General features: G+C 41.6%; 26 protein-coding genes and 1 tRNA gene. 17 read left to right on the top strand and 10 right to left on the bottom strand.

Translation table 11 applies throughout. The features are described from left to right. Nucleotides 1-76 precede the first annotated feature (76 nt). Nucleotides 77-475 carry a barstar family protein gene (locus AC1XUE_RS02240; protein ID WP_483354304.1) on the top strand — a complete coding sequence of 133 codons (399 nt, stop codon included), beginning with the start codon at nt 77-79 and terminating at the stop codon, nt 473-475. Nucleotides 476-483: 8 nt separating this feature from the next. Here AC1XUE_RS02240 and AC1XUE_RS02235 read toward each other — a convergent pair whose 3' ends face one another. Next, the gene (locus tag AC1XUE_RS02235) at nt 484-2,046 is read right to left on the bottom strand and encodes a GH3 family acyl-acid amido synthetase (RefSeq protein ID WP_483354303.1); all 1,563 of its coding nucleotides are present in this window, start codon (nt 2,044-2,046) and stop codon (nt 484-486) included. Nucleotides 2,047-2,067: 21 nt separating this feature from the next. Next, on the bottom strand, nt 2,068-2,835 hold the full coding sequence (surE, locus tag AC1XUE_RS02230; protein WP_483354302.1) for a 5'/3'-nucleotidase SurE: 768 nt from the start codon (nt 2,833-2,835) through the stop codon (nt 2,068-2,070). 128 nt (nt 2,836-2,963) lie between these two features. Between surE and AC1XUE_RS02225 the strand changes: the two genes are divergently transcribed. Then, nucleotides 2,964-3,458, top strand: a complete 495-nt coding sequence (locus AC1XUE_RS02225; protein ID WP_483354301.1) for a GNAT family N-acetyltransferase — start codon at nt 2,964-2,966, stop codon at nt 3,456-3,458. A gap of 2 nt (nt 3,459-3,460) precedes the next feature. Here AC1XUE_RS02225 and trhO read toward each other — a convergent pair whose 3' ends face one another. Then, nucleotides 3,461-4,444 (bottom strand): oxygen-dependent tRNA uridine(34) hydroxylase TrhO, encoded by a 984-nt coding sequence (gene trhO, locus AC1XUE_RS02220; protein WP_483354300.1) that lies wholly within the window; start codon nt 4,442-4,444, stop codon nt 3,461-3,463. A 227-nt stretch (nt 4,445-4,671) separates the two neighbouring features. Here trhO and AC1XUE_RS02215 point away from each other — a divergent pair, with 227 nt between their 5' ends. Genes AC1XUE_RS02215 through AC1XUE_RS02205 form a run of 3 tightly spaced genes read left to right on the top strand, consistent with a single transcriptional unit; the run spans nt 4,672 to nt 7,321 of the window. Further along, on the top strand, nt 4,672-5,286 hold the full coding sequence (locus AC1XUE_RS02215; protein WP_483354299.1) for a deoxynucleoside kinase: 615 nt from the start codon (nt 4,672-4,674) through the stop codon (nt 5,284-5,286). Between the two features lie 12 nt (nt 5,287-5,298). After that, nucleotides 5,299-6,633 carry an amidohydrolase family protein gene (locus AC1XUE_RS02210; RefSeq protein ID WP_483354298.1) on the top strand — a complete coding sequence of 445 codons (1,335 nt, stop codon included), beginning with the start codon at nt 5,299-5,301 and terminating at the stop codon, nt 6,631-6,633. A 16-nt stretch (nt 6,634-6,649) separates the two neighbouring features. Then, nucleotides 6,650-7,321, top strand: a complete 672-nt coding sequence (locus tag AC1XUE_RS02205) for an ankyrin repeat domain-containing protein (protein ID WP_483354297.1) — start codon at nt 6,650-6,652, stop codon at nt 7,319-7,321. 80 nt (nt 7,322-7,401) lie between these two features. On the opposite strand, the gene AC1XUE_RS02200 is transcribed toward AC1XUE_RS02205, so the two are convergent. Further along, nucleotides 7,402-7,485: transfer RNA gene (locus AC1XUE_RS02200), tRNA-Leu, on the bottom strand. Nucleotides 7,486-7,829: 344 nt separating this feature from the next. Here AC1XUE_RS02200 and AC1XUE_RS02195 point away from each other — a divergent pair. Further along, on the top strand, nt 7,830-8,948 hold the full coding sequence (locus AC1XUE_RS02195) for an AI-2E family transporter (RefSeq protein WP_483354296.1): 1,119 nt from the start codon (nt 7,830-7,832) through the stop codon (nt 8,946-8,948). A gap of 85 nt (nt 8,949-9,033) precedes the next feature. Next, nucleotides 9,034-10,014 carry a glycoside hydrolase family 43 protein gene (locus tag AC1XUE_RS02190; RefSeq protein ID WP_483354295.1) on the top strand — a complete coding sequence of 327 codons (981 nt, stop codon included), beginning with the start codon at nt 9,034-9,036 and terminating at the stop codon, nt 10,012-10,014. A gap of 4 nt (nt 10,015-10,018) precedes the next feature. Here the strand turns inward: AC1XUE_RS02190 and AC1XUE_RS02185 are convergent, their stop codons facing one another. Further along, nucleotides 10,019-10,630, bottom strand: a complete 612-nt coding sequence (locus tag AC1XUE_RS02185) for a LysE family translocator (RefSeq protein WP_483354294.1) — start codon at nt 10,628-10,630, stop codon at nt 10,019-10,021. A 2-nt stretch (nt 10,631-10,632) separates the two neighbouring features. Further along, the gene (locus AC1XUE_RS02180; RefSeq protein ID WP_483354293.1) at nt 10,633-11,178 is read right to left on the bottom strand and encodes an NUDIX domain-containing protein; all 546 of its coding nucleotides are present in this window, start codon (nt 11,176-11,178) and stop codon (nt 10,633-10,635) included. 325 nt (nt 11,179-11,503) lie between these two features. Here AC1XUE_RS02180 and AC1XUE_RS02175 point away from each other — a divergent pair, with 325 nt between their 5' ends. Then, complete coding sequence (locus tag AC1XUE_RS02175) at nt 11,504-12,427, top strand: sugar phosphate isomerase/epimerase family protein (RefSeq protein WP_483355989.1); 924 nt, start codon at nt 11,504-11,506, stop codon at nt 12,425-12,427. Between the two features lie 118 nt (nt 12,428-12,545). Here the strand turns inward: AC1XUE_RS02175 and folE are convergent, their stop codons facing one another. Together folE and AC1XUE_RS02165 are read right to left on the bottom strand one after the other, a co-directional pair. Next, nucleotides 12,546-13,241, bottom strand: a complete 696-nt coding sequence (gene folE, locus AC1XUE_RS02170) for a GTP cyclohydrolase I FolE (RefSeq protein WP_483354292.1) — start codon at nt 13,239-13,241, stop codon at nt 12,546-12,548. Further along, on the bottom strand, nt 13,201-13,617 hold the full coding sequence (locus AC1XUE_RS02165; RefSeq protein WP_483354291.1) for a 6-pyruvoyl trahydropterin synthase family protein: 417 nt from the start codon (nt 13,615-13,617) through the stop codon (nt 13,201-13,203). Before AC1XUE_RS02165 ends, folE begins: the two co-directional genes overlap by 41 nt. A gap of 286 nt (nt 13,618-13,903) precedes the next feature. On the opposite strand from AC1XUE_RS02165, the gene AC1XUE_RS02160 reads away from it, so the two are divergent. The 4 genes from AC1XUE_RS02160 (at nt 13,904) to AC1XUE_RS02145 (ending at nt 17,906) form a co-directional block, all read left to right on the top strand. Then, nucleotides 13,904-15,127 carry a sugar MFS transporter gene (locus AC1XUE_RS02160; RefSeq protein ID WP_483354290.1) on the top strand — a complete coding sequence of 408 codons (1,224 nt, stop codon included), beginning with the start codon at nt 13,904-13,906 and terminating at the stop codon, nt 15,125-15,127. Nucleotides 15,128-15,343: 216 nt separating this feature from the next. Then, nucleotides 15,344-17,344: a (E)-4-hydroxy-3-methylbut-2-enyl-diphosphate synthase gene (ispG, locus tag AC1XUE_RS02155; RefSeq protein WP_483354289.1), complete on the top strand. Its 2,001-nt coding sequence runs from the start codon at nt 15,344-15,346 to the stop codon at nt 17,342-17,344. Nucleotides 17,345-17,364: 20 nt separating this feature from the next. Next, complete coding sequence (locus AC1XUE_RS02150) at nt 17,365-17,544, top strand: DUF6728 family protein (RefSeq protein WP_483354288.1); 180 nt, start codon at nt 17,365-17,367, stop codon at nt 17,542-17,544. Beyond that, a complete protein-coding gene (locus tag AC1XUE_RS02145; RefSeq protein ID WP_483354287.1) occupies nt 17,541-17,906 on the top strand; it encodes an MmcQ/YjbR family DNA-binding protein in 366 nt (121 codons plus the stop codon). Before AC1XUE_RS02150 ends, AC1XUE_RS02145 begins: the two co-directional genes overlap by 4 nt. Before the next feature lie 34 nt (nt 17,907-17,940). Here the strand turns inward: AC1XUE_RS02145 and gldC are convergent, their stop codons facing one another. Together gldC and AC1XUE_RS02135 are read right to left on the bottom strand one after the other, a co-directional pair. Further along, on the bottom strand, nt 17,941-18,282 hold the full coding sequence (gene gldC / locus AC1XUE_RS02140; RefSeq protein WP_483354286.1) for a gliding motility protein GldC: 342 nt from the start codon (nt 18,280-18,282) through the stop codon (nt 17,941-17,943). Between the two features lie 58 nt (nt 18,283-18,340). Next, the gene (locus AC1XUE_RS02135; protein ID WP_483354285.1) at nt 18,341-19,072 is read right to left on the bottom strand and encodes a DUF4197 domain-containing protein; all 732 of its coding nucleotides are present in this window, start codon (nt 19,070-19,072) and stop codon (nt 18,341-18,343) included. 110 nt (nt 19,073-19,182) lie between these two features. Between AC1XUE_RS02135 and AC1XUE_RS02130 the strand changes: the two genes are divergently transcribed. The 5 genes from AC1XUE_RS02130 to AC1XUE_RS02110 all read left to right on the top strand — a co-directional run bounded on the left by AC1XUE_RS02130 (nt 19,183) and on the right by AC1XUE_RS02110 (nt 24,425). Beyond that, nucleotides 19,183-20,445 carry a competence/damage-inducible protein A gene (locus AC1XUE_RS02130; protein ID WP_483354284.1) on the top strand — a complete coding sequence of 421 codons (1,263 nt, stop codon included), beginning with the start codon at nt 19,183-19,185 and terminating at the stop codon, nt 20,443-20,445. 115 nt (nt 20,446-20,560) lie between these two features. Next, nucleotides 20,561-21,847, top strand: a complete 1,287-nt coding sequence (locus tag AC1XUE_RS02125) for a dihydrolipoamide acetyltransferase family protein (protein WP_483354283.1) — start codon at nt 20,561-20,563, stop codon at nt 21,845-21,847. After that, on the top strand, nt 21,848-22,381 hold the full coding sequence (locus AC1XUE_RS02120) for a 5' nucleotidase, NT5C type (RefSeq protein ID WP_483354282.1): 534 nt from the start codon (nt 21,848-21,850) through the stop codon (nt 22,379-22,381). It abuts the gene before it with no gap. Continuing rightward, complete coding sequence (locus AC1XUE_RS02115) at nt 22,378-23,058, top strand: response regulator (protein WP_483354281.1); 681 nt, start codon at nt 22,378-22,380, stop codon at nt 23,056-23,058. The genes AC1XUE_RS02120 and AC1XUE_RS02115 overlap by 4 nt, the downstream gene beginning before the upstream one ends. Further along, complete coding sequence (locus tag AC1XUE_RS02110; protein WP_483354280.1) at nt 23,058-24,425, top strand: ATP-binding protein; 1,368 nt, start codon at nt 23,058-23,060, stop codon at nt 24,423-24,425. Before AC1XUE_RS02115 ends, AC1XUE_RS02110 begins: the two co-directional genes overlap by 1 nt. The last annotated feature ends 4 nt before the right edge of the window (nt 24,426-24,429 follow it).

Below are 24,429 nucleotides of genomic sequence, written 5' to 3'. Positions count from 1 at the left end.
ACCCATTCATAAGCGTATATTATTTTATAACGCTTATGAATGGGTTTCCACACAATACTGAATCTGAAAAGAACTTATGCAGGCAAAAACGATTACCATAGATGGAAATACCTTTTCTGATCTACCGGGATTTTATGAAGAAATGGACCGGCTATTTATGAAAGGTGTGGATTGGAAGCTAGGACATAGCCTTGATGCACTCAACGACATTCTTTACGGCGGGTTCGGTGTCTTTGAACCGAAGGAACAGATATGTGTAATATGGGTAGACTTCAAAAAAAGCCAACTTGCATTGGGCAAAAACGAAACTGTCAAATTATACCAACGGAAGATTGAAACCGGCTATCCTTATAACGTAGCGCTCTTTAAAGAAAAATTGAAGGAGGTAGAAAAAGAAGATGGTCCCTTTCTCTGGCATATTGTGCTTGAGATTTTCAGGGACCATCCAAATATTGAGTTGATTCTGAAAGATTAAACAGTGTCTTACTCGGAATAACCGTTTGCCTTCAAATAAGTCTTCCAGTCATCAATCATAAAATTCTTAAATACACGTGGAAACTTGTGCTGTCCGCCCATCTTCCCTTTTGATTCCATCCAACCGTAGAATGCTTTATTGGGTAATACAGTGATAAAGACCTCCTTCAAAGCGTGTTTTCGTTCTACCGCATAATCATCGTTCAATTCAGAAAGACGTTCGTCAATTTTCCTCTTCAGGAGCCTGGTATCGACATTTTCTTCTTCCACACCTATATACCAGTGATGCGCAAATAGCGACCCATAAGGAACTCCACACACCGTAAACTCTTTCACGGTAAGTCCCATTTCATCGGAAACGAGATCTATGGCTTTATTCATGTTGTCAACTGAAAGGTGTTCGCCACATAAGCTGAGATAATGCTTCGTACGACCGGTAATAGCTATTTCTCCGCGCTGCTTATCCACGAATTTAATGGTGTCACCAATCAGGTAACGCCAGGCGCCCGAGCATGTGGAAAGTACCAGAGCATATTCCTTGTTCTCCTCAATCTGATCAACCATCAGTGTTTCGGCGCCTGCCTTCAATGTACCGTCGGAATCAAAATTCTTTTCATTAAAAGGAATAAACTCGAAGAAAATACCATTATCACATACCAGTTCCATTCCCTGTGCACCTGGTCGGGTTTGATAAGCGATAAAACCTTCGGAGGCCAGATAAGTATTGATATAGATCAGCGGTCTGGCCAATAATTTTTCAAACCCTTTGCGGTATGGTTCGAACGATACACCACCGTGCGCGAATACCTGCAGGTTTGGCCATATATCGTGAATCGTTTTCACATTGTAATGAGCAATGATCTTTTCCATCAAAAGTTGAATCCATGCCGGAACGCCCACGATAAAACCAATATCCCATTCGTGCGCCTGTTTTGTGATTTCTTCCAGCTTGATACCCCAGTCCTTTTGAGAAGCAATTTTTTCGCCGGGTTTGTAATAGGGACGGAACCAATAAGGTATCTGCTTGGCAGTGATGCCACTCAAATCTCCCTCAAAATGTTTGTCCTGATTATTCAGATTGGTACTTCCTCCCAGCATCAGAAAGCCCTTTTCATAAAGGTCGTTTGGGAGATCCTTATAATGTCCCAGTGACAAAATCTGGCGAATACTGGTTTTTTGAATCGCCTTCGACATGGCCTTTGTGACAGGAATGTGCTTTGTTGCAGCCTCGGATGTACCGGAACTCAACGCATAGTACTTAATCTGCCCTGGCCAGCATATATCTTTTTCTCCGTCCAGCGAGCGATGCCACCATTCATTGAAAATCTTGTTATAATCGAAAATGGGAACAGTCTTCTTATATTCCTCATAAAATGCACCGGGTTTACCAAACAGGATCGAAGAAAGCACCTCATCAAAATTGTACTTCTCTCCAAATTCGGTATACCGCGCTTTACCTAAAAGTTTAGCGAGCGTCTTTTTTTGCTGTTGATGCAAGCTCGCCTTTTTTCTGTTAGCTACAATGTTGCTGAACAGAATCCCCTTTTTAAGTAAACTTCCTACTAAAGCCATAACTAGTTTTTCAATCGTGAACTATAAATTCCAGGTAGAAAGCTGTTTGAGTGCTTCATATCCTGTAAGATCGTATTGACATGGAACTACTGATATATAGTTGTTATCCAATGCCCATACGTCAGTGTCTTCCCTTTCTGTATCAAAGTTAACAAAATCACCTGCCATCCATAAATAACCTCGTCCATTAGGATCAACACGGTAATCAAACTTTTCCTGCCATTTGGCATTCGCCTGTCGACACACTTTAATTCCTTTTAGAGGTGATTCGGTTTTGGCCGGAATATTAACATTCAGCGCGATTCCTTTTGGAATACCATTTTTCAATGCTGATTCTGTAATAGATTTGATATGTTCAACGGCATGACTAAAATCTGCGTCTTCTCTGAAATCACAAAGTGAGAACCCTATAGATGGTATTCCTTCAATTGCTCCTTCTATAGCTGCTGACATGGTACCTGAGTACAGTACGCTGATTGAACTGTTGCTGCCATGGTTGATTCCACTTACAACCAGATCCGGTTTGCGATCCTGTAATACGTAATGCTTAGCAAGTTTTACACAGTCAGCAGGTGTTCCTGAACATTCATATTCAACCACGTTATCAAAAATGTGTGTTTCATATAAGCGGAGCGGTTCACCAATGGTAATAGCATGGCCCATCCCTGATTGCGGGCTGTTGGGAGCAACAACGATGACATCACCGATCGTCTGCATGGTTTCAACTAGTGTTTTAATTCCCAGAGATGTGATTCCGTCGTCGTTTGTTACTAAAATAAGGGGTTTCATATTTGTTGATGAATTCCTGACGATCCTCAGAACCGTTTGGAAAATTCATATGTTGGATTTTTGAATGAACAGATCGTTTTCAGAAACAACAGCTTTTGACAGCTGCACATTTACCAAAATTAACTAAAATGCCATCATTCACAATAAGGCTTGCCAGCGTTCAGGATATTCCTGCAATCATCGATATTCATCAGAAAACATGGGAACCTACTTACAGGGAGATCCTTACCAAAGAACAGATCACCTTTATGTCGCAAAAATTTTATTCTGCAGAAGCGCTTAGCATATCAATATCAATCGATAAACATCAATTTATGTTGTTATACGTCGATGATGAGGTATCCGGTTTTGCATCTGTTTCCCAATTGGATGACAAGTTTTATAAACTTCATAAAATTTACGTGCTGCCGTCGAGCCAGGGCACCGGAGCAGGGAAGTTTCTCATAACCGAGGTAGAGAAATATGTAAAAAATGAAGGTGGTCAAAAGCTCCTGCTGAATGTAAACAGATACAATAAAGCCCGTTATTTTTACGAAAAGATGAATTACCGGGTTACCCATGAAGAAGATATCCCGGTAGGTCCTTATTGGATGAACGACTATATTCTGGAGAAAGAGCTATAGCGCTAGGCTGACTCCCGTTCGGCCTGCTTTTGTTGCTTAATGTTTCGCTTCTGACTTTTCAAACCCTGAACAGGCTGATAGTGGTTACTCTTGCTCACGTAATATCCTGTGCCGTCATAGATACGTTTGTGGGGATGTGCTTTGCATTCTGCTGAGCATGCGCCTTCCATTTCTTCTGCACATTTGTGGCAGATCGGCAAGTGGTTATTACATTCTGCATTAGCACAATTGACCATTCGGTCGCAGGGCTCATGACAAATATGACAAGTAGAAATGACGCTAGGATTGACGGTATTAACGTCTACAGTGATACGATTGTCAAATACATAACATTTACCATCGAAATTCTCCCCTCCTTCTTCCAGGCCGTAGCGTATAATGCCGCCATGAAGCTGATAAACATCAGTAAAGCCTTTCTCGATCAGGTATGCACTTGCCTTTTCGCATTTGATACCGCCGGTGCAATAGGTAACAATTTTTTTATCTTTTAAATGTTCAATTTCATGTACATGATCGGGAAGCTCCCTTAAGTTGTGCATGTCAAAAGTGATAGCACCCTTAAACTTCCCTACCTCATGCTCGTAATCAGAACGCATATCGACCAGAACCACTTCTGGATCATTCAGCAGTGCTTTGAATTCTGATGGTTCCAGATGTTTGCCCGTTTTTAACAACGGATTAACCGGCAGATCAGAATTCACAATCTCGTCTTTAACGCGCACGTGGAGTTTTTGAAATGCAGGTTTATCATGCTCTTCCACTTTAAACTGTGTATGCGCAAATCTTGGATCTGCGTGGATATAATTCATGTATGCCTTGCAATCTTCAGGAGAGCCGGAAACCGTTCCGTTCAAACCTTCAGGGGCAATGATAATACGTCCAAGAAGATTATTTTCTACGCAAAAGATATGATGCTCATCGCGGTATTTTTCGGTATCCTCAATCGGCGAATAGCAATAGTACAATATAACTTGATACGGTTTCATTTATTTATAGTATTGAGCGTCTTAATTGTAAACGCTGGTTCTTCATCTCACTCAATCCCTGCTTCAAGAGGAATTGAAGTCTTTAAGACTGCAAATATACGAATATTACAAGTTTTGAGAAACAGCGCATCTTGTGACTTTGATCACAATACAGCATTAATTGTAATTTGTTACTTTTGCCATGACCTCCTGATTGGAAATTGATCATTCATTTTTATTACATATTTATGCATATCGCAATAGTAGGAAACATTGGCGCAGGAAAAACCACATTGACCCAAATGCTTGGAGCACATTATAAATGGGACGTCATGTATGAGGCGGTTGAAGGAAACCCCTACCTGGCTAGTTTCTACGAAGATATGGAGCGCTGGGCTTTCAATCTGCAGATTTATTTTTTGAATAGCCGTTTTGCGCAAGTACAACAGATACGATCCACGACGTATGCGACAATTATCCAGGACAGAACTATTTATGAAGATGCTTTCATATTTGCCAGAAATCTTTTCGATAGCGGTGTCATGACTCAGCGGGATTACGATACCTATTTGCTTTTATTCAATTCGATCATTAATACTGTATCTCAGCCGGACTTACTGATTTATCTGAAAGCAGATATACCTAAGCTCGTGTCGCAGATTAAAAAGAGAGGTCGGGATTTTGAATCTGACATTTCTGTTGAATATCTGACGAGTCTGAATGAATACTACGAGGACTTTGCCAGAAATTATGAACACGGACGGTTAATCGAGATTGATGTGAACAGTATGGATTTTGCCAATAATCCCTCTGATTTTACATTAATCACCAATAAATTGGATAAGGAATTATTTTACATTTAAGGCGGAGCGGTAATGGCAGACGAACATATCACAAGAAAAGATTTTTTACGCAATTCGGCGGCAGCCACTTTCGGCTTGGGCTTATCCTCACACCTGGTGAACGCAAAGCAGGCAGTATCATCCGATGCTGCCCGGAACCTCAATACTGATACATTGATTTTTAAAAATGTAAGACTGGAAACCGGATTTGAATATGATGGAGATGAGGTTGTTGCAACACGAACCGAGCTATTTAACGTCAGAATGGAAAATGGTAAATTTAAAGCCATTCTTCCCAATGAACCGAAAAGTAAAGCGGTTGATGCGAAGGGACTTCTGATGTTGCCGGCATTCAGAGATATGCATATTCATTTGGATAAAACGTTTTATGGCGGACCTTGGAAGGCGGTTCGTAAACGTCAGGGAGGTGTGAAAGGCATGATCGGGCTTGAACAGAAGATTCTTCCGGAGCTCTTGAAAACTTCAACGGAACGCGCAGAAAAACTCATTGAATTACTGCAGTCGTACGGAAGTAGTTTTGCCAGGAGCCATGTGAATATTGAACCGACATCCAGGCTGGATTCGTTGAAAAACCTTCAAAAGGCACTGGAAAACAAAAAGCAAACCTTCGGTGCAGAGCTGGTGGCTTTTCCTCAGCATGGACTTTATTACACGGACTCGACAGCATTGATGAAGGAAGCTGCTCAGATGGGAATAGATTTTATCGGAGGAGTTGATCCTTATACAGTAGATGGCGAAATTGCAAAATCCATGGACTTTACGGTGAAACTGGCACTTGATTACAACAAAGGAATTGATATTCATTTACATGAATCCGGAGAATCGGGTTTGAAAACAGTAGCATATCTGATCGACCGCGTGAATGAGAATCCGGTTCTGAAAGGAAAGACCTTTCTGAGTCATTGCTTTGTGTTGGGTAAATTGGATACCAGAAAACAGGAAGAAATGGCCGACAAACTGGCTCAGGCTGGGATTGGCATAGTTTCGACTATTCCTTTTGGCGGACTCATCATGCCCATTCCTACACTTATGAAGTACGGCGTAGATATAGCTACGGGGAATGACAGCATAGTTGATCATTGGAACACTTGGGGAACTGGAAGTGTACTGCAAAAAGCACAATTGATGGCTCAGCTATATGGTTTCGGAACGGAATTTCTATTATCCAGAAGTCTGAAGCTGGCAACGCACAAAATTACCCCGCTTGATGATGCGGGTAAGCAGCAGTGGCCGAAACCGGACGATGAAGCGAATGCTGTTTTAGTGGACGCCAGTTGTTCTGCTGAAGCGGTATCCAGAATTTCACCGGTAAGATCATTGATTCACCAGGGAAGAAAGGTCTTTTAATTAAAAAGTAGAGATCATGTTAAGGAAAAGCATCTTACTTATTTTATGGACTACACTGAGCTACATGTCAACAGCATATGCGCGACAAAATATGGAAACATTTCAGAATGAGGAAATTGTAAAATTTGTATTGCAGAATAACCTGCAAGCTGTAGAGCGGTTACTAAAAACGGGAACAGCGGTTAATACCCGGAGTGAAGAAGGACGCTCCCTGCTGCTCCTTGCCACGCGTGAAGGTCTGGCAGATATGGCAAAGTTACTTGTATCATTTGACGCAAATGTGAATCAACAGGATGATATCGGTGACAGTCCGTTTCTGTATGCAGGTGCTACAGGTCAAACTGAACTAGTTAAACTATTCCTCGCAAACGGTGCACGGTTCAACATCTTTAACAGATATAACGGAACTGCGCTGATACCTGCATGTGAACGTGGACACATTGAAACGGTGCGTTTATTGGCGCAGACAAAAGGATTTCCCATCAATCACGTAAATCGGCTGGGCTGGACCGCATTGATGGAAGCCGTAGTATTAGGAGATGGTAGTAAGAAATACCAGGAAATTACAAAAATCCTCAAAGCGGCAGGGGTTGATCTCTCAATTCCTGACAAAGATGGAAAGACCGCACTGCAACATGCGAAGTCTTCAGGGTATACGGAGATTGTAAAGGTATTGGCTGGCAATTAAACTTTTCCGAAATTGCTTATCGGGAAATGGTTATAAATAAGAAAAGTGCGTTTAAAAACTCCAAACGCACTTTTCTTATGTGACCAAAAGGAGATTCGAACTCCCACACCCGTAAGGGCACTACCCCCTCAAAGTAGCGTGTCTACCAATTCCACCACCTGGCCGTGAGTAACAAATATCTGAGTCGATTCTCAAATGTGTTGCAAAAGTAAAATAAAATTAAAAGCTTCCAACATCTTCAGAAAGGTTTTTACAATAGTATATCGTTCACCGTGCTCCACTTGTGGAAAATACATACATTAAGTAATTGTGAATGAGGAGTCCGCAGTCAGGTTAATTGAATGGCAATTTTTTTTAAAATCCGTCAGCAGCTCCGGTTTTTTTTGTTTTCTTGCTGGCACGATATATGCGTATATAGTCTGAGAGTGCAGTAGCTCTGTGTTCAGCAAAATCCCTTTACGATATACCACAACAATCTGTACCAAATCAACTTTTACATTTTTTATCTATGAAAGATCTACCATTAACCGTGCGACGCTCTATTGAATTGCTGGGCCTTGTATTGCTAGGCTATTTGCTTGTCATTGGGAATGACATCATTATGCCGATCATCATGGCTTTTTTTATCAGCATTGTTCTATTACCTGTGTTTCGTTTTCTTAAGAAAAATCGGTTTCCGGAAGTGCTGGCCATTGTTCTGCCCATTTTACTTCTCGCGATCATACTTGCAGGAATCATTTGGTTTTTTTCTGCTCAGGTCAGTTTGTTAGTAGCTGATTTTCCCCAGATCAAGAATAATGTAAATGCACATCTGTTGGCTTTGAGCGACTGGATTTCTACCATTAGCCACTATTCAACCAAAGAACAGGTCGACTTCATCAATAAAAATACCAATGAACTCATCAGTTTCGCAGGAAAGAGAGCAAGTGGTGCAGCGGTGACACTGAGTTCTCTTTTCGTTTTCGTCGGACTTTTACCCATTTACATTTACCTGATGCTTTTTTATAAAGATATCATACTTCGTTTCATCTTTATGTGGTTTCAGCCTGACCATCACGACAAAGTAAAAGAAGCTATTTACGAGTCTGAGGTGATTATCAAAAGCTACTTGGTCGGCTTGCTGATCCAGGTAACCTACATGACAATTCTTCTTGGAGGCACATTAATGATCATTGGAATCAAACATGCTCTTCTCATAGGTGTCATTTTCGCCTTTCTAAACCTGATTCCATATGTTGGGGCACTTTTAGGCAATATTATTGGCGTACTGATCACAATTACTTCCTCAACAGAATTGTGGCCTGTAATCACCGTGCTGGCAGTCATTGCAGGAGTGCAGTTTCTGGATAATAACATACTGATGCCACGAATCGTAGGATCCAAGGTTAAAATCAATGCGCTTTTTGCAATTTTGGGTGTCATCATCGGTGGAAATGTGGCCGGCGTCTCGGGCATGTTCCTTTCCATGCCGATTATCGCCGTTCTGAAAGTTATTTTCGACCGTACAGATATGTTTAAACAATGGGGTGTGTTACTTGGTGATGCACGTCCGCAGCGGAGTCCTATGCAGTTCGCCGCATTTCGAAAGAAAAAAGACGTGGCCAATAAGCCAGGTGTCGAGCACTGATTGCTTCAGTTAAATTGGGTTTTGATCCGGCTATGATTAGCTTTATGGTTTGTGCTATCTCATTTTTGACTACGTATCAGTTGCTATGAAAAGAAAATTTATTGCCAGCCTGATGGCTTTCCTTTATGTAAATATATTAAATGCGCAAAACACGCCTCCACCATTCCGGGATCATGTACCTATAGATTCTATCCGCCTGAGTGATCCTTTTATCCTGACAGATAAGAAAACTGCCACTTACTACATGACTGGAACCGGTGGTATGCTCTGGAAAAGCAAGGATCTAAAAACCTGGAGTGGCCCTTCTGCCATTGCAAAGACTGATCCCGATTCATGGATGGGTGCTAAACCCATGATTTGGGCGGCAGAAATTCACGAGTATAACGGAAAGTATTTTTACTTCGCTACTTTCACAAATAAGGCACTGAAATCAGAAGGTGATCTTGAACGCAGAGCCTGTCATGTGCTGGTGAGTAATAAACCTGAGGGACCGTATGTGCCTATGAAGCAACCTACCTACCTTCCTGCCAACAAGTTAACACTGGATGCAACCCTTTGGAAAGATACGGATGGGAAGCCTTACATGGTCTATTGTCACGAATGGCTGCAAAATGATGATGGAACCGTTGAGAAGATTGAACTTCTCCCGGATTTGTCAGGAACAAAAGGTGAGCCCAAACTGATGTTTTTGGCAAGTGACTCTCCCTGGAGCAGAGAAAAGGATAAAAATGGAAAAGATATTCCTAATAAAGTCACAGATGGTCCCTGGTTATTCAAAACGCAAACTGGAAAGCTGGGCATACTTTGGACAAGCTGGATCTATGATGTGTATACCCAAGGGGTAGCATATTCAAAAAGTGGTACATTGGACGGTCCCTGGATGCAGGATAAGGAGCCTTTTACCCCACCAAACCATGGTCATGGAATGATGTTTAAAACATTGGAAGGGAAATTACTGCTTGTGATGCACAGCCACAAAAGTGTAAACGGCAAGTTTATCCGTGTCCCCAAAATCTTCGAAGTAGATGATTCCGGCGATAAGATCACACTCGGCAAGCAGCTCTGAATTTTTAAAAGAAAGTTCGATAGGCTATCTGGCAGGCGATCAGTATAAATACTGCGCCGGTCACCCTGTTAAATATTAAAACAACTTTCGGGGTAAAAAGGCGTTTGAGTTTATGGGCATAAAAGGCAATAATACACTCCACAACGAGTATGGCAATTACACTGGCTGTAAAAAAAGCAACTACCTGTCCCATATGAAAATGCAGATTCGAACGGATGTAGGTAGCAATAGTTACCCATGTAATAAAGTTAACCGGGTTAAGCGCATTAAGTAAAAAGCCGGTTGTAAAATAGTAAAGCAGATTACCAAAGCGGGTTTTCGGATAAGCTATATTTGGCTGTCCGTTTACAAAATTATTGACTCCCAGAATAAGCAGAAATATTATTCCTGCACCCGCTATCCATTGTTTGAAATTGGATACGTCGGGAAGAAAGGTGGTTCCGAATATGGCACAAAAAACGAAAATGACATCACTGACAAATACGCCCAGTGCAATCTTCACTCCTGTCCTGAACCCATTATCTACGCTGTTCTGAACGAGTGAAAAGAAGACGGTACCGAATGTGAGGCAAAGCGCAATACCGGTGGCCGTACCATACAACAAAGCTTCTAGCATGATTATATCCCTCTGTGCCTGGCGGCTATTAATATAGCACAAACAGACAGGGAATCCGTAATCTCGGATCGCATCACCATCTCAACCGCGTCTTTAAGCGGCAATTTTTGTATCTGAAAAACTTCTGTGTCTTCTGGTTCAGCTTCTTCCTGACTAAGATCTTCAGCTATAAACAGAAACCCTTCTTCGTTGGTTGCGGAATTAGATGTATGTATTCTACCCAGGTTGGTCCAGGTGTTGGCTACCAGTCCGGTCTCTTCTTTCAATTCACGTTTTGCTGCAATAAGCGGATCTGCACCAAGTTTCCCCCCTCCTTCCGGTATTTCCCAGGAGTATTCATCAATGGCGTATCGGAATTGGCCTACCAGATATATATTATTTTCATGATCAATAGGGAGTACACCGATTGCCTGGTTTTTAAATTTGACCAGACCATAAATTCCATTCGATCCCCCGGGGGTGATTACTTCCCGATGACTGAGTTCCAGCCATGCATTTTCGTAGACTGTGTTAGTAGTCAGCGTCTTCCAGTTATTTTCAGTATTCATAACATCCAAATTCTCAGTTCTTCCATGGTAATGGAGTTTGCAAAGAAACCAAAAATTACCTTTAGGAACATCGCTTACCCTCATCTTTCGTGATGACTTTAATTTTATATGTTAAACTCGTTCACAACAAAAATCTGTTTGATAAGCTACTTATAATGAATTATTTGGAAGGTGCGCATATATGAAGTTAATTACCGGGTCTGATTAGAATTTGGCAAAAGATCTCAGAATAAATGCTGAAAAATTCATAAAAAATGAGAAACTTCACACCGACGCACAAATGAATCAACTCGAATATCTATCATATTTAAATTTCTAATCCATGATGAATTTCTCTAGAAGAGATTTCCTTAAGAAGGCTGGTGCTACTGCTTTGGCCGCGACTGCTTTTACGGACCTGATTGCCGCGACTGCACCTCAAAAATTGTGGTTTGACATCTCACTCGCCGAATGGTCGCTGCACAAAGAATTATTTGCAAAAAAAATTACCAATCTTGACTTTCCTGAGCTAGCCAAAAAAGAATTTGGAATCAGTATTGTAGAATACGTAAATCAGTTCTTCAAAGACAAAGCTGAAGATAAAACGTATCTGGCGGAACTATTGAAAAGAGCAAAGGATAACGGCGTTAAAAATAATCTGATTATGATAGATGGTGAAGGCGGCCTGGGTGACACGGATACCGCAGCACGTAACAAAGCGGTGGAGAATCACTACAAATGGGTGGAAGCTGCGAAATTTCTGGGATGTAAGACAATTCGTGTAAATGCCTTTGGTAGAGGTAGTAACGAAGACGTAGCAAAGGCTGCTATTGAAGGTCTTGGTAAATTAGGTGAGTTTGCTGCTAAAACGAAAATAAACGTAATTGTTGAAAACCATGGTGGCTCTTCTTCCAACGGACAATGGCTATCAGGTGTAATGAAGCAGGTGAATATGAAGAACGTGGGTACACTGCCTGATTTCGGCAATTTCTGCATTACCAGAAAAGATGGCGGCTGTGCAGAATCTTACGACAGATACCAGGGAACCAAAGAACTGATGCCTTTTGCAAAAGGTGTAAGTGCAAAAACGTATGACTTTGATGAGAAAGGGAATTGTATAGAAACCGATTATGCAAAAATTCTAAAAATCGTTAAAGACAGCGGATTCCGTGGTATCGCCGGTATTGAATATGAAGGAAGCAAGCTTTCAGAATATGAAGGTATTAAAGCAACGAAGGCGCTTTTGGAAAGAATTGGGCCGACGGTTTAATTTTTAATTAGGAATGAAAAGTTAAGAACTAAGAGTTGCTTACTAATAGGAATGACTCCGACTGATCTGGTCGATCTTTCTGAGTCATTCCTCGTTATTCTTAATTCTACATTCTTAATTAACTTCCCAGATTCAGATAGCTCAGGAACTCTTTCTTCGTAGCTTCTTCTTCAAATTTTCCACCATAATAAGCAGTTACGGTTGAGCTTCCGGAATCTCTGACGCCACGTGACTGTACACACATGTGTCGTGCGTCAATGACTACTGCAATATCGTCAGTATTTAAAGCCTCCTTCAATTCGTTTGCGATTTGTACAGTAAGTCGTTCCTGCACCTGTGGGCGCTTGCTGTAATACTCCACAATACGATTAAGCTTGGATAATCCTATTACCTTTCCACTTGATATATAGGCGACATGCGCTTTACCATAAATGGGTACAAAGTGATGCTCGCAGTTTGAAAATACGGTAATATCCTTCTCAACAAGCATTTGGTTATACTTGTACTTATTTTCGAAAAGTGCCACAGCAGGCTTATTTTTTGGATCAAGTCCGCTGAACACTTCTTTGATATACATTTTAGCAACTCTTTTGGGAGTTCCCTTCAGGCTGTCATCTATCAGATCCAGCCCCATAATTTCCATAATGTGGCGAAAGTGCTTTTCGATCAGCTCGATTTTGGTATCATCATCCAGCGCAAAGGCATCTGCGCGCATCGGTGTTTCGATTGATGTCAGCAGGTGACTGTCCCCTACTTCTTCAGCCTCCAGCAAATCAATTGACGGGATATTCGACAAAGTTCCGTTCTGTTTCATATAGTCTGATTTTCAGGTCCAGCGCCTGATCGATTTTGTTTCTTAAGATAGAATAAATTACCACTGCGATATTTTCAGCTGATGGATTCAGATCAGAAAATTCCTCGACATCCAGGTTTAGATTTTTGTGATCGAAACGATCCAGGACAAACTCCTTGATCACATCGCTCAAAACCTTCATGTCAATCACATAGCCCGTTTCAGGATTGATCTCGCCGGTAACCTGAATGATTAGTTCGTAGTTGTGCCCATGAAAATGGGGATTATTACACTTTCCAAATACAGCTTCATTCTTCTCATCCGACCATTCGGGATTGTGAAGACGATGTGCCGCATTAAAATGTTCTTTACGGAACACCGACGCTTTATGAGCCATATTTTTTCCAACTAAAATTGCTAATGCCTTAAATGTCGTTACAAAGTATGTGTCCAACACACTTAAAGCCGCCGAGCGATGATGGATGCTCTTTGGAGTTACTTGCATGGTGTCAACGTCAAAGAAAAAGAAAATGTTCAGTATGAATCAAAAATCCTGCAATTGCATGGCTTCATGAAGGATTAGGTAGTTAATAAAAAAAATTAAAAATGTCTGGATTTCGCGTATATTGCGGTCATTGAGTTCTTCTAACATTTAAACCTATAACCCTTTAACTGCTGCCTCAATGAGCAATAAGAACAATAATTATTTGGTTCCGCTTATTATTATCGGTGTTTTATTCTTTGTAATGGGATTTGTTACCTGGGTCAACGGGACGCTCATTACCTTCTTTAAAAAGGCTTTCAGTCTTGATAATACAAGTTCTTATCTGGTCACCTTTGCATTCTTCATATCCTATACACTTATGGCAATACCGTCCTCAATGGTATTGAAAAAGACTGGCTTCAAGAATGGGATGTCCTTAGGTCTGCTGGTGATGGCGGCAGGAACTTTGATATTTATACCAGCTGCTGAAATGGCGAGTTACAACTTGTTTCTGGTAGGTCTTTTCACCATTGGAATAGGACTTACAGTTTTGCAGACAGCCTCCAATCCCTACGTGACCATATTGGGACCCCGTGAAAGTGCAGCACAACGGATCAGCATCATGGGTATTGCCAACAAAACCGCTGGTATAATCAGCCAGGTCGTAGTGGGTAGTCTTTTACTTGCTGGTGCAACCAGCGTGGACCCTAAAGATGAGCTTGATAAAGTGGTTGTCCCTTATCTGGTACTAACAGGTATTTTGATAGGACTGGCCTTATTAATCCGTTTGTCAAAAGGATTAGTAGAAGTGAGTGAAGAAGAGGAAGCTCCTGTTGCTGCGGCTCATGTAGTAGTTGAGAAAACGAGCGTTTTTCAATTTCCGAATCTCGTCCTGGGCGTACTTGCACTGTTTTGTTATGTAGGTGTAGAGGTGATTGCAGGAGATACGATTATCAGTTATGGGGTTTCACTGGGTTTTGCTGAAGAAGAAGCACGCCTTTTTGGTACTTACACGCTGGCAGGCATGATGTTCGGCTATGTGCTGGGTATTGTTCTGATTCCTAAATATGTTTCACAGCAGTCCTATCTGATGTTTTCCGCAGTTCTCGGTGTGGTGGTAACCATAGCTGCTATATTCTCAACTGGCTTCACCTCGGTATTATGCATTGCTGTGCTGGGGTTTGCAAACGCGGTAATCTGGCCTGCCCTTTGGCCACTGGCTTTAAGTGGTTTGGGGAAATTTACTAAAATAGGTTCAGCATTGTTAATCATGGGTATATCAGGGGGAGCTATCATGCCATTGATATATGGTGGTATTGCTGACTTCATCGGTAGTACGCAAAATGCATACTGGCTAATGCTCCCACTTTATTTATTCATTCTGTATTTCGGTCTTTTTGGTCATAAAAAAAGAAGTTGGTAGCTATAATATAAAGATGATTCAGCCTGAGGTTCAGATCGAATCTCAGGCTTTTTTATGCCGTATTATTGCCTGTTCCGTATATTATTTGGCTGAATTCAACATTATAAGGAAGAAATGCACCATTGTAATTCGTATTGTGTTTTAGTTTTGTCAACTTTGTACGGCGATGTATGGCTTTGCCCGACCGCCAACAGTAAAATTGAATAGACACTGCAGATGACATTGATCACAGCTCCTGAAAAGCTAAACTTATATTGTCCGTCACTGACGGAGTACAAACGCCGTAAGAGTATCACGATCCATATTGGTGACGTAGCTATGGGGTCAGACTATCCTATAAGGGTTCAATCGATGACTACCGTAGATACCATGGATACGCAAGGCTCCATAGATGAAGTAATCAGGATGGTGGATTCCGGCTGTGAATACGTGCGTATAACCGCTCCGAGTGTAAAGGAAGCACAGAATCTGGAAAATATCCGAAACGGACTTCGTAAAGCAGGCATATCCGTTCCGCTTATCGCTGATATACATTTTACTCCGAATGCTGCAGAATTAGCGGCTAGGATTGTAGAAAAAGTGAGGATCAATCCTGGAAATTATGCCGATCGTAAACGTTTCGAAATCATTGATTATACCGATGCTTCATACGCAGCAGAACTGGAGCGGATCCGTGAAAAATTTATTCCGCTGATTAAAATCTGTAAAGAGTATGGTACTGCAATGCGGATAGGAACCAATCATGGCTCACTTTCAGACAGGATTTTGAGCCGCTATGGTGATACACCGCTTGGCATGGTGGAATCAGCATTGGAATTTCTTCGGATTTGCGAAGAGCTTAACTATTATAACATCGCTCTTTCGATGAAGTCCAGTAATACGCAGGTGATGGTAGAAGCATACCGCTTACTTGTTCAACGGTTGGATCAGGAAGGATTGAAGCCATATCCGTTACACTTAGGTGTTACCGAAGCCGGAGAAGCAGAAGATGGCCGTATCAAGTCAGCGGTGGGTATCGGTACATTATTGGAAGACGGTCTGGGAGATACGGTGCGTGTATCGCTGACAGAAGCGCCTGAAAAGGAGGCACCTGTTGCAAGAGCACTTATTGATCGATATACAAAACGCAGTCCACACGCCTACATCGAACCTATAGAAAACTGTCCGATTAATCCATTTCAATACACAAAGAGAGAGACCAGCGAAGTGTATAATATTGGACATCTGAATGTTCCCAGGGTCATTGCTGATTACTCCAATATCGATGTAAAGGGATATGATGATCTGAAAAGTATCGGACATTTCTTCCTGCCAGTTCCTGATAAATGGGCTATGAATGATCAGGGGGCCGATTTTATGTATTCTGGTCAAAAGACAGTACCCTTTATGCTGCCGAATGGATTAAAGGAAATTCTTGATGTTCGGGTTTGGCATAGCCAGCAGGATAGGACAAATCGCTTTCCCTTGTTTTCTGTGGCGGAATGGAGTGAGCTTCATCATTCAGGCATCTCCGCGCAGCTTAATTTCATAAAAGGCGATATTCATCAATTTGATATAGCATTTCTGGAGTCAATCAAAGACACCGCCAATGTAGTGTTGGTGTTATCCTCAGAAAACGCTCATGCCATGCCGGAAATGAGAAGATTTTTCTACCGGATGACGGAGCAGAATTACAAGGTACCTGTTATCATACAGCGTGATTATCCGGCGTATGCCACAGATGAACTGACTCTGTTTGCAGCAACAGATATAGGCGGATTATTGGTGGATGGTTTTGGTGATGGTGTACTTGTATCTCCTGTTTTTGATTCCATAGAGCAACAGAAACTCACATATGCGGGTACTTTCAATAGTGTTGCATTTGGAATTTTGCAGGCTGCCCGTACCCGAATGTCAAAAACAGAGTATATCTCCTGCCCTTCCTGCGGTCGTACACTTTTCGACTTACAGGAAACAACCGCAATGATCAGGAAACACACTGAACATCTCAAGGGTATCAAAATTGGTATTATGGGGTGTATAGTAAATGGTCCTGGAGAAATGGCTGATGCCGATTATGGGTATGTAGGAATGGGTAAAGACAAAATTGCTTTGTATCGTGGCCAAGAGGTTATCAAACGCTCGGTACATTCATCCAAAGCAGTGGAAGAATTGATAGAATTAATACGGGAAGATGGCAGATGGATCGATCCATCTGAAGTGGAAGTTTTGAATTAGTGATTTTAATAGAAAAGAATATGAAAAAGTATTTTCAGCTGGGGGAAGTATTTCATTATTTCATCCGGGTTTTTAAGAAGCCTGATCCTAATGCTCCAAACTCGTTTAACCTGCGTGTCATGCATGGTATAAACCGGATATCCATCGTGATGTTTATCTTCTGTCTGGTAGTAATGATTATCAGAGCGTTTACCCGATGAATCCGGAATCACTCAGAGATTTTTGTCTCTTATTGGCTGGCGTGACCGAAGAATTGCCTTTTGGTCCTGACACGCTTGTTTTTAAGGTAATGGGAAAAGTATTTCTGCTAACTCCTTTAGACGGAGTGGAATTTACGATAAACGTAAAGTGCGATCCGGAAAAAGCAGAAGATTTACGTGCTGGTTATACTGATGTGCAGCCGGGTTATCACATGAATAAAAAACATTGGAACACAGTGTATATCAATGGGAGTATTCCAGGTAACTTGCTTTTTGAATGGGTCAAAGATTCTTACGATTTAGTGGTCAAATCGCTGACCAAGGTTCAAAAGCAGGAGCTAAAAGACTTAACAGACAAATAACAAAAACCCGGAATGTCATATTCCGGGTTTTGTTTTATTTGGCAGCTTTCATTTCTTCATCCAGCTTCTTGCTAAGTGTTTCGCAAAGCCCCTCTATCGCTTCTCCCATTCCTCTGTCGTTGGTCGCTGTCAGCAATGTATCAGCAATTCCACTCATGATTTCGATATAAAAACGCTTCATTTCGAAAACCTCCATTTCCTTAGTCCAAAGGTCAATTTTCAGTGTTCCCCGGTGGTAGTGATCCCATACAGCAATAGCAATGGCCCTCGTATCATTGATCCCTTCATTCGGATTATCTGTAGCGTTCCAGTGAATTTTTTCTGGTACATTCTGGGCATCAAGTTCTATGGTGAAATTTATCTCTGAATTTTTCATAAAAATTTTAAAATTTCACAAAAGTAAGCAATAAACGTTCACCAGGTATCAATAAAGCCTATTTTCCGGCTTGACTGAATACCTTTTTGAGCAAATCGCTTACCCTTGCCATAGGATCCTGTCTTATTTTTTTCTCTTCCTGAGCTATCAAAACGTACAATCCGTCTATTGTTTTCTGCGTAGCATATTCTTTCAAATTCGGATTAACCTTTTTAACGAGCGGAACCTGGTTATAAATGTTTACGATATTCGCGTAGTAATCTGTTGCTTTGTTGATTCTTAGTGTACTGTCTACGACGGGAAAGAATGTTTTAAAAAGCTCGTCATTGGTGGTCTTCTTAAGGTACACCGTCGCCGCATCTTCCTGTCCCTTTAAGATGCTTACTGCATCTGTAATGGTCATCGAGGTTACAGCTTTTACAAAAATAGGTTTAGATTTTTTCGCTGCATCTTCTGCTGCTCGGTTGAGTGATAATGTAAATTTATCAACTTCACTTCCCAAGCCCATTTTACGGAGTGTTTCAGCCACTTTCTGAGCCTCCGGCGGGATCGCAATTTTGATCAGTTCATTTTTAAAGAATCCATCCACTTTTGATGCCTCTGCAGATCCGTTACTCACGCCCACATTTAAAGCTTCCTTCAAACCTGCTGCAATGTCACCTTCGCTGAGCGCACCTGACGACCCCTGTACTTTTTCCAGAACTTTGCCAAGCTTCGTTTTAAACTGTGCTTCAGACGCACAACTAGTGAAAACCAGTAACATGGCAGTAATAATCCATTTTTGCTTCATTCCTGTTTTAAGTTCGTTAATGTCTATCTATGTTTCAAACGTAATCAATAACGATTAATTTTACTTATTTTTGAGAAAATATACGCTTAATTTCAACCTGTTTCTGTTCTATGAATCCCATTATAAGGGCTGAGATCTTAACAATCGGAGATGAAATACTTTTCGGACAAATCATAGACACCAACACCCAATGGATTGGCTCTGAGTTAACAGGTATTGGCATTAAACCTGTTCGTAAATCTTCCGTGGGTGATACGAAAGCAGACATTATCTCGGCATTTGCAGAAGCGGGTAACCGTGCAGACGTAGTCATTGTCACGGGTGGGCTCGGACCTACCAAGGATGATATTACAAAAGACGCATTTTGTGAGTATTTTGGAAGTACCCTACAAATCAATGAGGAGGCGTTAACTCTTGTAACCAGCTTTTTTGCGAAACGGGGGCGAGCTATGACTGAATTAAATATTCAACAGGCTGCCCTTCCTGATAACTGCATATATGTTCCCAATCTTTGGGGTACAGCACCCGGAATGTGGTTTGAAAAAGATGGTGTCGTTTATGTTTCGCTGCCAGGCGTTCCCTATGAGATGAAAAGTCTGATGGAATTTGAGATTCTTCCCAGATTGAAGCAGAAATTTATTCTCAACATCATTCAGCATAAATCTGTAAGAACAATAGGTATAGGTGAATCTTTTCTGGCAGAAAAAATTGCGGCCTGGGAAAGGGCCCTGCCTGACCATATCAAGCTGGCATATCTGCCTCATTTCGGACAGGTCAAACTGAGATTGACCGGGACTGGTGCTGATGCGAATATATTAAATGCAGAATTACTCGAACAGATAGAATTGGTTAAGCCAATAATCGGGGAGTTCATCTTTGGTTATGATCAGGATGAACTGGAATCGGTAATAGCAGCGTTGTTATTGGAGCGCCAGGCAACGGTAGGCACCGCGGAAAGCTGTACAGGCGGATATGTTTCTCACAGACTGACAAGTTTGCCTGGTTCTTCTGCTTATTTTCAGGGAGCTGTTGTGAGCTATAGTAATGAGCTCAAAATGAGGTTGCTGGGCGTATCAGGTGATACGCTGGTACAACATGGTGCAGTAAGTGAGCAGACTGCCCGTGAAATGGCAGAAGGCGCCAGACATGTCTTGGGCACTACCTACGCTATTGCCACAACAGGCATTGCCGGCCCAGACGGAGGAAGCGATGAAAAGCCGGTGGGAACGGTTTGGATTGCCTGCGCAACACCTAATGAAACAGTAACTCAGCTATTGAAACTAGCTAATGTCCGGAGCATTAATATTGAAACGTCTTCAACCTATGCTTTGAATTTACTCAGAAAGTCTATATTAAAGTCAGAGCAGTTATAGAGTAAATTGATTGTTTAGACAAAGATTCAGGACGAATTTCAATTTAAATTTCTTATTTGCGAAACTAACTATACCTACTGTCAACTATTGTGTCAGTTTGGTCAGATCATATTTTATGAAAGTAATTGAAATGCTGATGCCCCCAATGGGCGAGAGTATTATGGAATGTACAGTATTGCATCTTCTTAAAAAGGAAGGTGATAACGTGTCTGCTGATGATTCTATACTCGAAGTCGCTACTGATAAGGTAGACACCGAGGTGCCGTGTCCTATTGACGGGATTTTGAAAAAATGGCTCGTGAAGGAAGATCAGGTGGTTCCTATTGGCAGTCCGGTAGCGCTCATCGAAACTTCGGGTGAAGGAGCTGCAACGGAAGAGCAAGGAATAGAGCCGGGTGATACGGAGCAGGTCAGTGAGGAATCTGTGGTAGCATCCTTAGAGAAAGATTTTGAAACTGCGCTGGAAACCCGAACAACTACTCCTGTAAATTCGGGTGATGGCGAGGGAAATACATTTTACTCTCCCCTTGTTTTAAGCATAGCCCGTGAAGAAGGTATATCATCAGAAGAACTGATGAAAGTAAAAGGAACCGGAGTAGAGGGAAGAATTACTAAAAATGACATTCTGGCGTACCTCACAAATCGTGATGTACCAGTGGTTTCTCCTGTAAAAACGGTTTCTGTTAGTGGTGGGAACGAAATTCTGGAAATGGATCGGATGCGTAAGATGATCTCTCAGCGCATGACAGAATCCAGGAAGATATCGGCACACGTAACCTCGTTCATAGAAACAGATATGACACCTGTTGTGAAATGGCGGGAAGGAATAAAAAATGATTACCGGAAACAATCCGGAGATAGCATTACTTTCACTCCCATATTGATTGAAGCAGTTGTGAAAGCAATTAAGGACTATCCGCTGATCAATATTTCGGTTGAAGGAGACAAGATTGTAAAGAAAAAAGATATTAACATCGGAATGGCTGTTGCACTACCTGACGGCAATTTGATTGTTCCTGTTATTCACCGTGCGGATCAGTACGATTTAGCAGGTTTGGCAAGAAAAGTAAATGAGCTGGCGAAAAAAGCAAGAGAAAATAAGCTAAAAGCCGATGATGTTTCTGGCGGAACTTACACTGTTTCTAATATCGGTGCCTTTGCGAACCTGATGGGCACGCCAATCATTGTTCAACCACAAGTGGGTATTATGGCATTTGGAGCCATCAAGAAAAAACCGGCTGTGATAGAAACTCCTCAGGGAGATTTACTAGGCATAAGAAGCCTGATGTTTATTTCTCACTCTTACGATCACCGGGTAGTGGATGGCTCTTTAGGTGGCCTGTTTCTGAAACGGGTAAATGATTATCTGGAGGGTTTCGATACACATAGAAAGTTGATCTGAATGCTTAGACTCACGCTGGATATGGACGATGTGCTGGCCAATACACATGAAAAGTTGGTCAGCGTGGTATTGAACGACTTTCCGACAAATCTGACGCTGGAGGATCTGAAATCGGCACCATTAAGGGATTTGTTACATCCGAAGCAACTGACTAAACTTAATAAAATCATTAATACACCCGGTTTTTTTGCTGATATAGAGGTTAAGGAGGGAGCTGTCGAAACTGTGCTGTCACTTTCCAGATTTTACGAGTTGTTTATTGCCACCGCATGTATGGAATACCCTAATTCTTTCAAGGATAAATTCGACTGGCTCGGAAAACACTTCGGCTTTATTCCATGGAGCAATATTGTTTTCTGTGGTTATAAAAGTATTATACACTCAGATTATCTTATAGACGATCATCCCAGAAATTTACACGCCTTCAATGGGCAGGGCATTCTTTTTACTGCATTACATAACATAAAAGAAGAAGGATTCAGAAGAGTGAATAACTGGAAAGAAATATCTGAACTATTTTTACCTATTGTATGAAGCTACTACTCATAGAGGATGAACCCAAGACTGTACAGTCGCTCAGACAAGGGCTGGAAGAAGACGGATATGAAGTTGATATTGCCTATGACGGCCTGATCGGAAAGCAACTGGCGAAAAATAACACCTATCAATTAATTATCAGTGATATTATCATTCCCGGAATAAACGGAATTGAGCTCTGCAGGGAAATTCGCAATTCTGGTGATGCTACTCCTATATTGATGCTGACAGCGTTGGGTACTACCGATGACAAGGTCACCGGCCTTGATGCCGGCGCTGACGACTATCTGGTGAAGCCATTTGAGTTTAAAGAATTGCTGGCACGTGTACGGGCGCTTACTAAACGTGGCGCTGGTATTATGCACACATCGCAAACACTGAAATTTGCAGATGTGGAAGTATCAATCGATGCCAAAACCGTTCACAGAGCGGGTAATAAAATAAACCTCACTGCAAGAGAGTTTAATTTGCTGGTTTATCTGATACGCAATCAGGGGCGTGTGGTTTCCAAAGTCGAAATTGCGGAACAGGTATGGGATATCGGATTTGATACAGGTACTAATATCATTGAGGTGTATGTCAATTATCTTAGAAAGAAACTTGATAAAGATTATCCTGTCAAACTCATTCATACTCAGTTTGGTATGGGGTATGTGCTTAAAGTAGAAGATTAATGCAGATCAGAACCAAGCTTACGGTTCAATTTTCGCTGCTGGTGAGTAGTATCCTCCTGGTTAGCTTTCTTGCGATTTACTATTTTTCTTATGAAAACCTTACAGAGGATTTTTACGATCGACTGAGGTCTAAAGCAAACTCTACTGCAGCACTACTGGACGGTCCGGTTGTAAGCCCGGATATAATTCGTGCTTTAGAAGGTTCTAATGCGGATCGTATCTACAATCAGATCATTCTCATATTTGACGAGCAAAATCGTCTTATTTACACGAATTCAGCTACCGGGCATCAAAACATTCACGTATCTAAATACTGGCTGGACGAAATCCGTAAAGCCGGCGAAATCCGCTATACAGACGGAGATTCAAAAGTTGTAGGTCTATACACTAAATTTCCATTTACTCGTGCTGTAGTGCTGATGGGGGCTCAGGATAAGGTCGGTGAGGTAAACCTGATCAATCTTCTGCAACTGCTTGTAGCTTCATTTCTGATTGCAACCATCATAGTCACTTTCGCAGGCTGGATATTTGCAAAAAGAGCCCTTCGACCTATCTCGAAAGTAATGAATGCCGTGGAGGGAATATTACCGCAAAATTTACACACAAGGTTGGATGTTGCCAATCAGAAGGACGAAATCGGGCGCCTCATCACTACATTTAATAATCTGCTGGATCGTATTGAAGCAGCATTTCAGATGCAGAAAATATTTGTGGCAAACGTTTCTCATGAACTAAAAAACCCATTAACAAAGATACGCTCCCAACTGGAAGTAAGTATTTTGAAAGAAAGAAGCCAGCTCGATTATCAGTTGACAATCCGTTCGGTGCTGGAAGATATTCTGGAACTAGCGCAGCTTTCCAATACATTACTTGAATTGGCGAAGGTCAGCGAGGATCAGAACGACTTGCTCACAGAGACAGTACGTGTTGATGAGCTCCTGCTAGACTCAAGGCAAATGCTCATACAGTCCAATCCTTCATATAAAATTGCTATCGACTTCGACGATCTTCCCGAAGATGACACATGGCTTGAAATCGCAGGTAATCCAACACTTCTCAAAACAGCATTTCTAAACCTGATGGACAATGCCTGTAAGTTTTCAGAAGACCTGAGTGTCTCGGTAATGCTTAAATGTAACAACGGTAATATTTATATCAAATTCTCTGATCAGGGCAAAGGAATTCCTGAAAAGGATCAAGGTTTAGTGTTTCAACCTTTCTACAGAAGTGAAAATACGGCTAACATCAAGGGGTACGGGATCGGTCTCTCTCTTGTTGAAAGAATCGTCCGCTTGCATAATGGTACTATCGTCATTCAGTCTAACCAACCCAAGGGAACCACATTCCTTATCAATTTCCAGATTTAATGGT

The sequence above is a fragment of the Dyadobacter sp. HNCC25DJ187 genome, from assembly GCF_056895255.1.
Note: the sequence above shows the minus strand (reverse complement) of the source record. Positions and strands in the feature narration are given on the sequence as shown.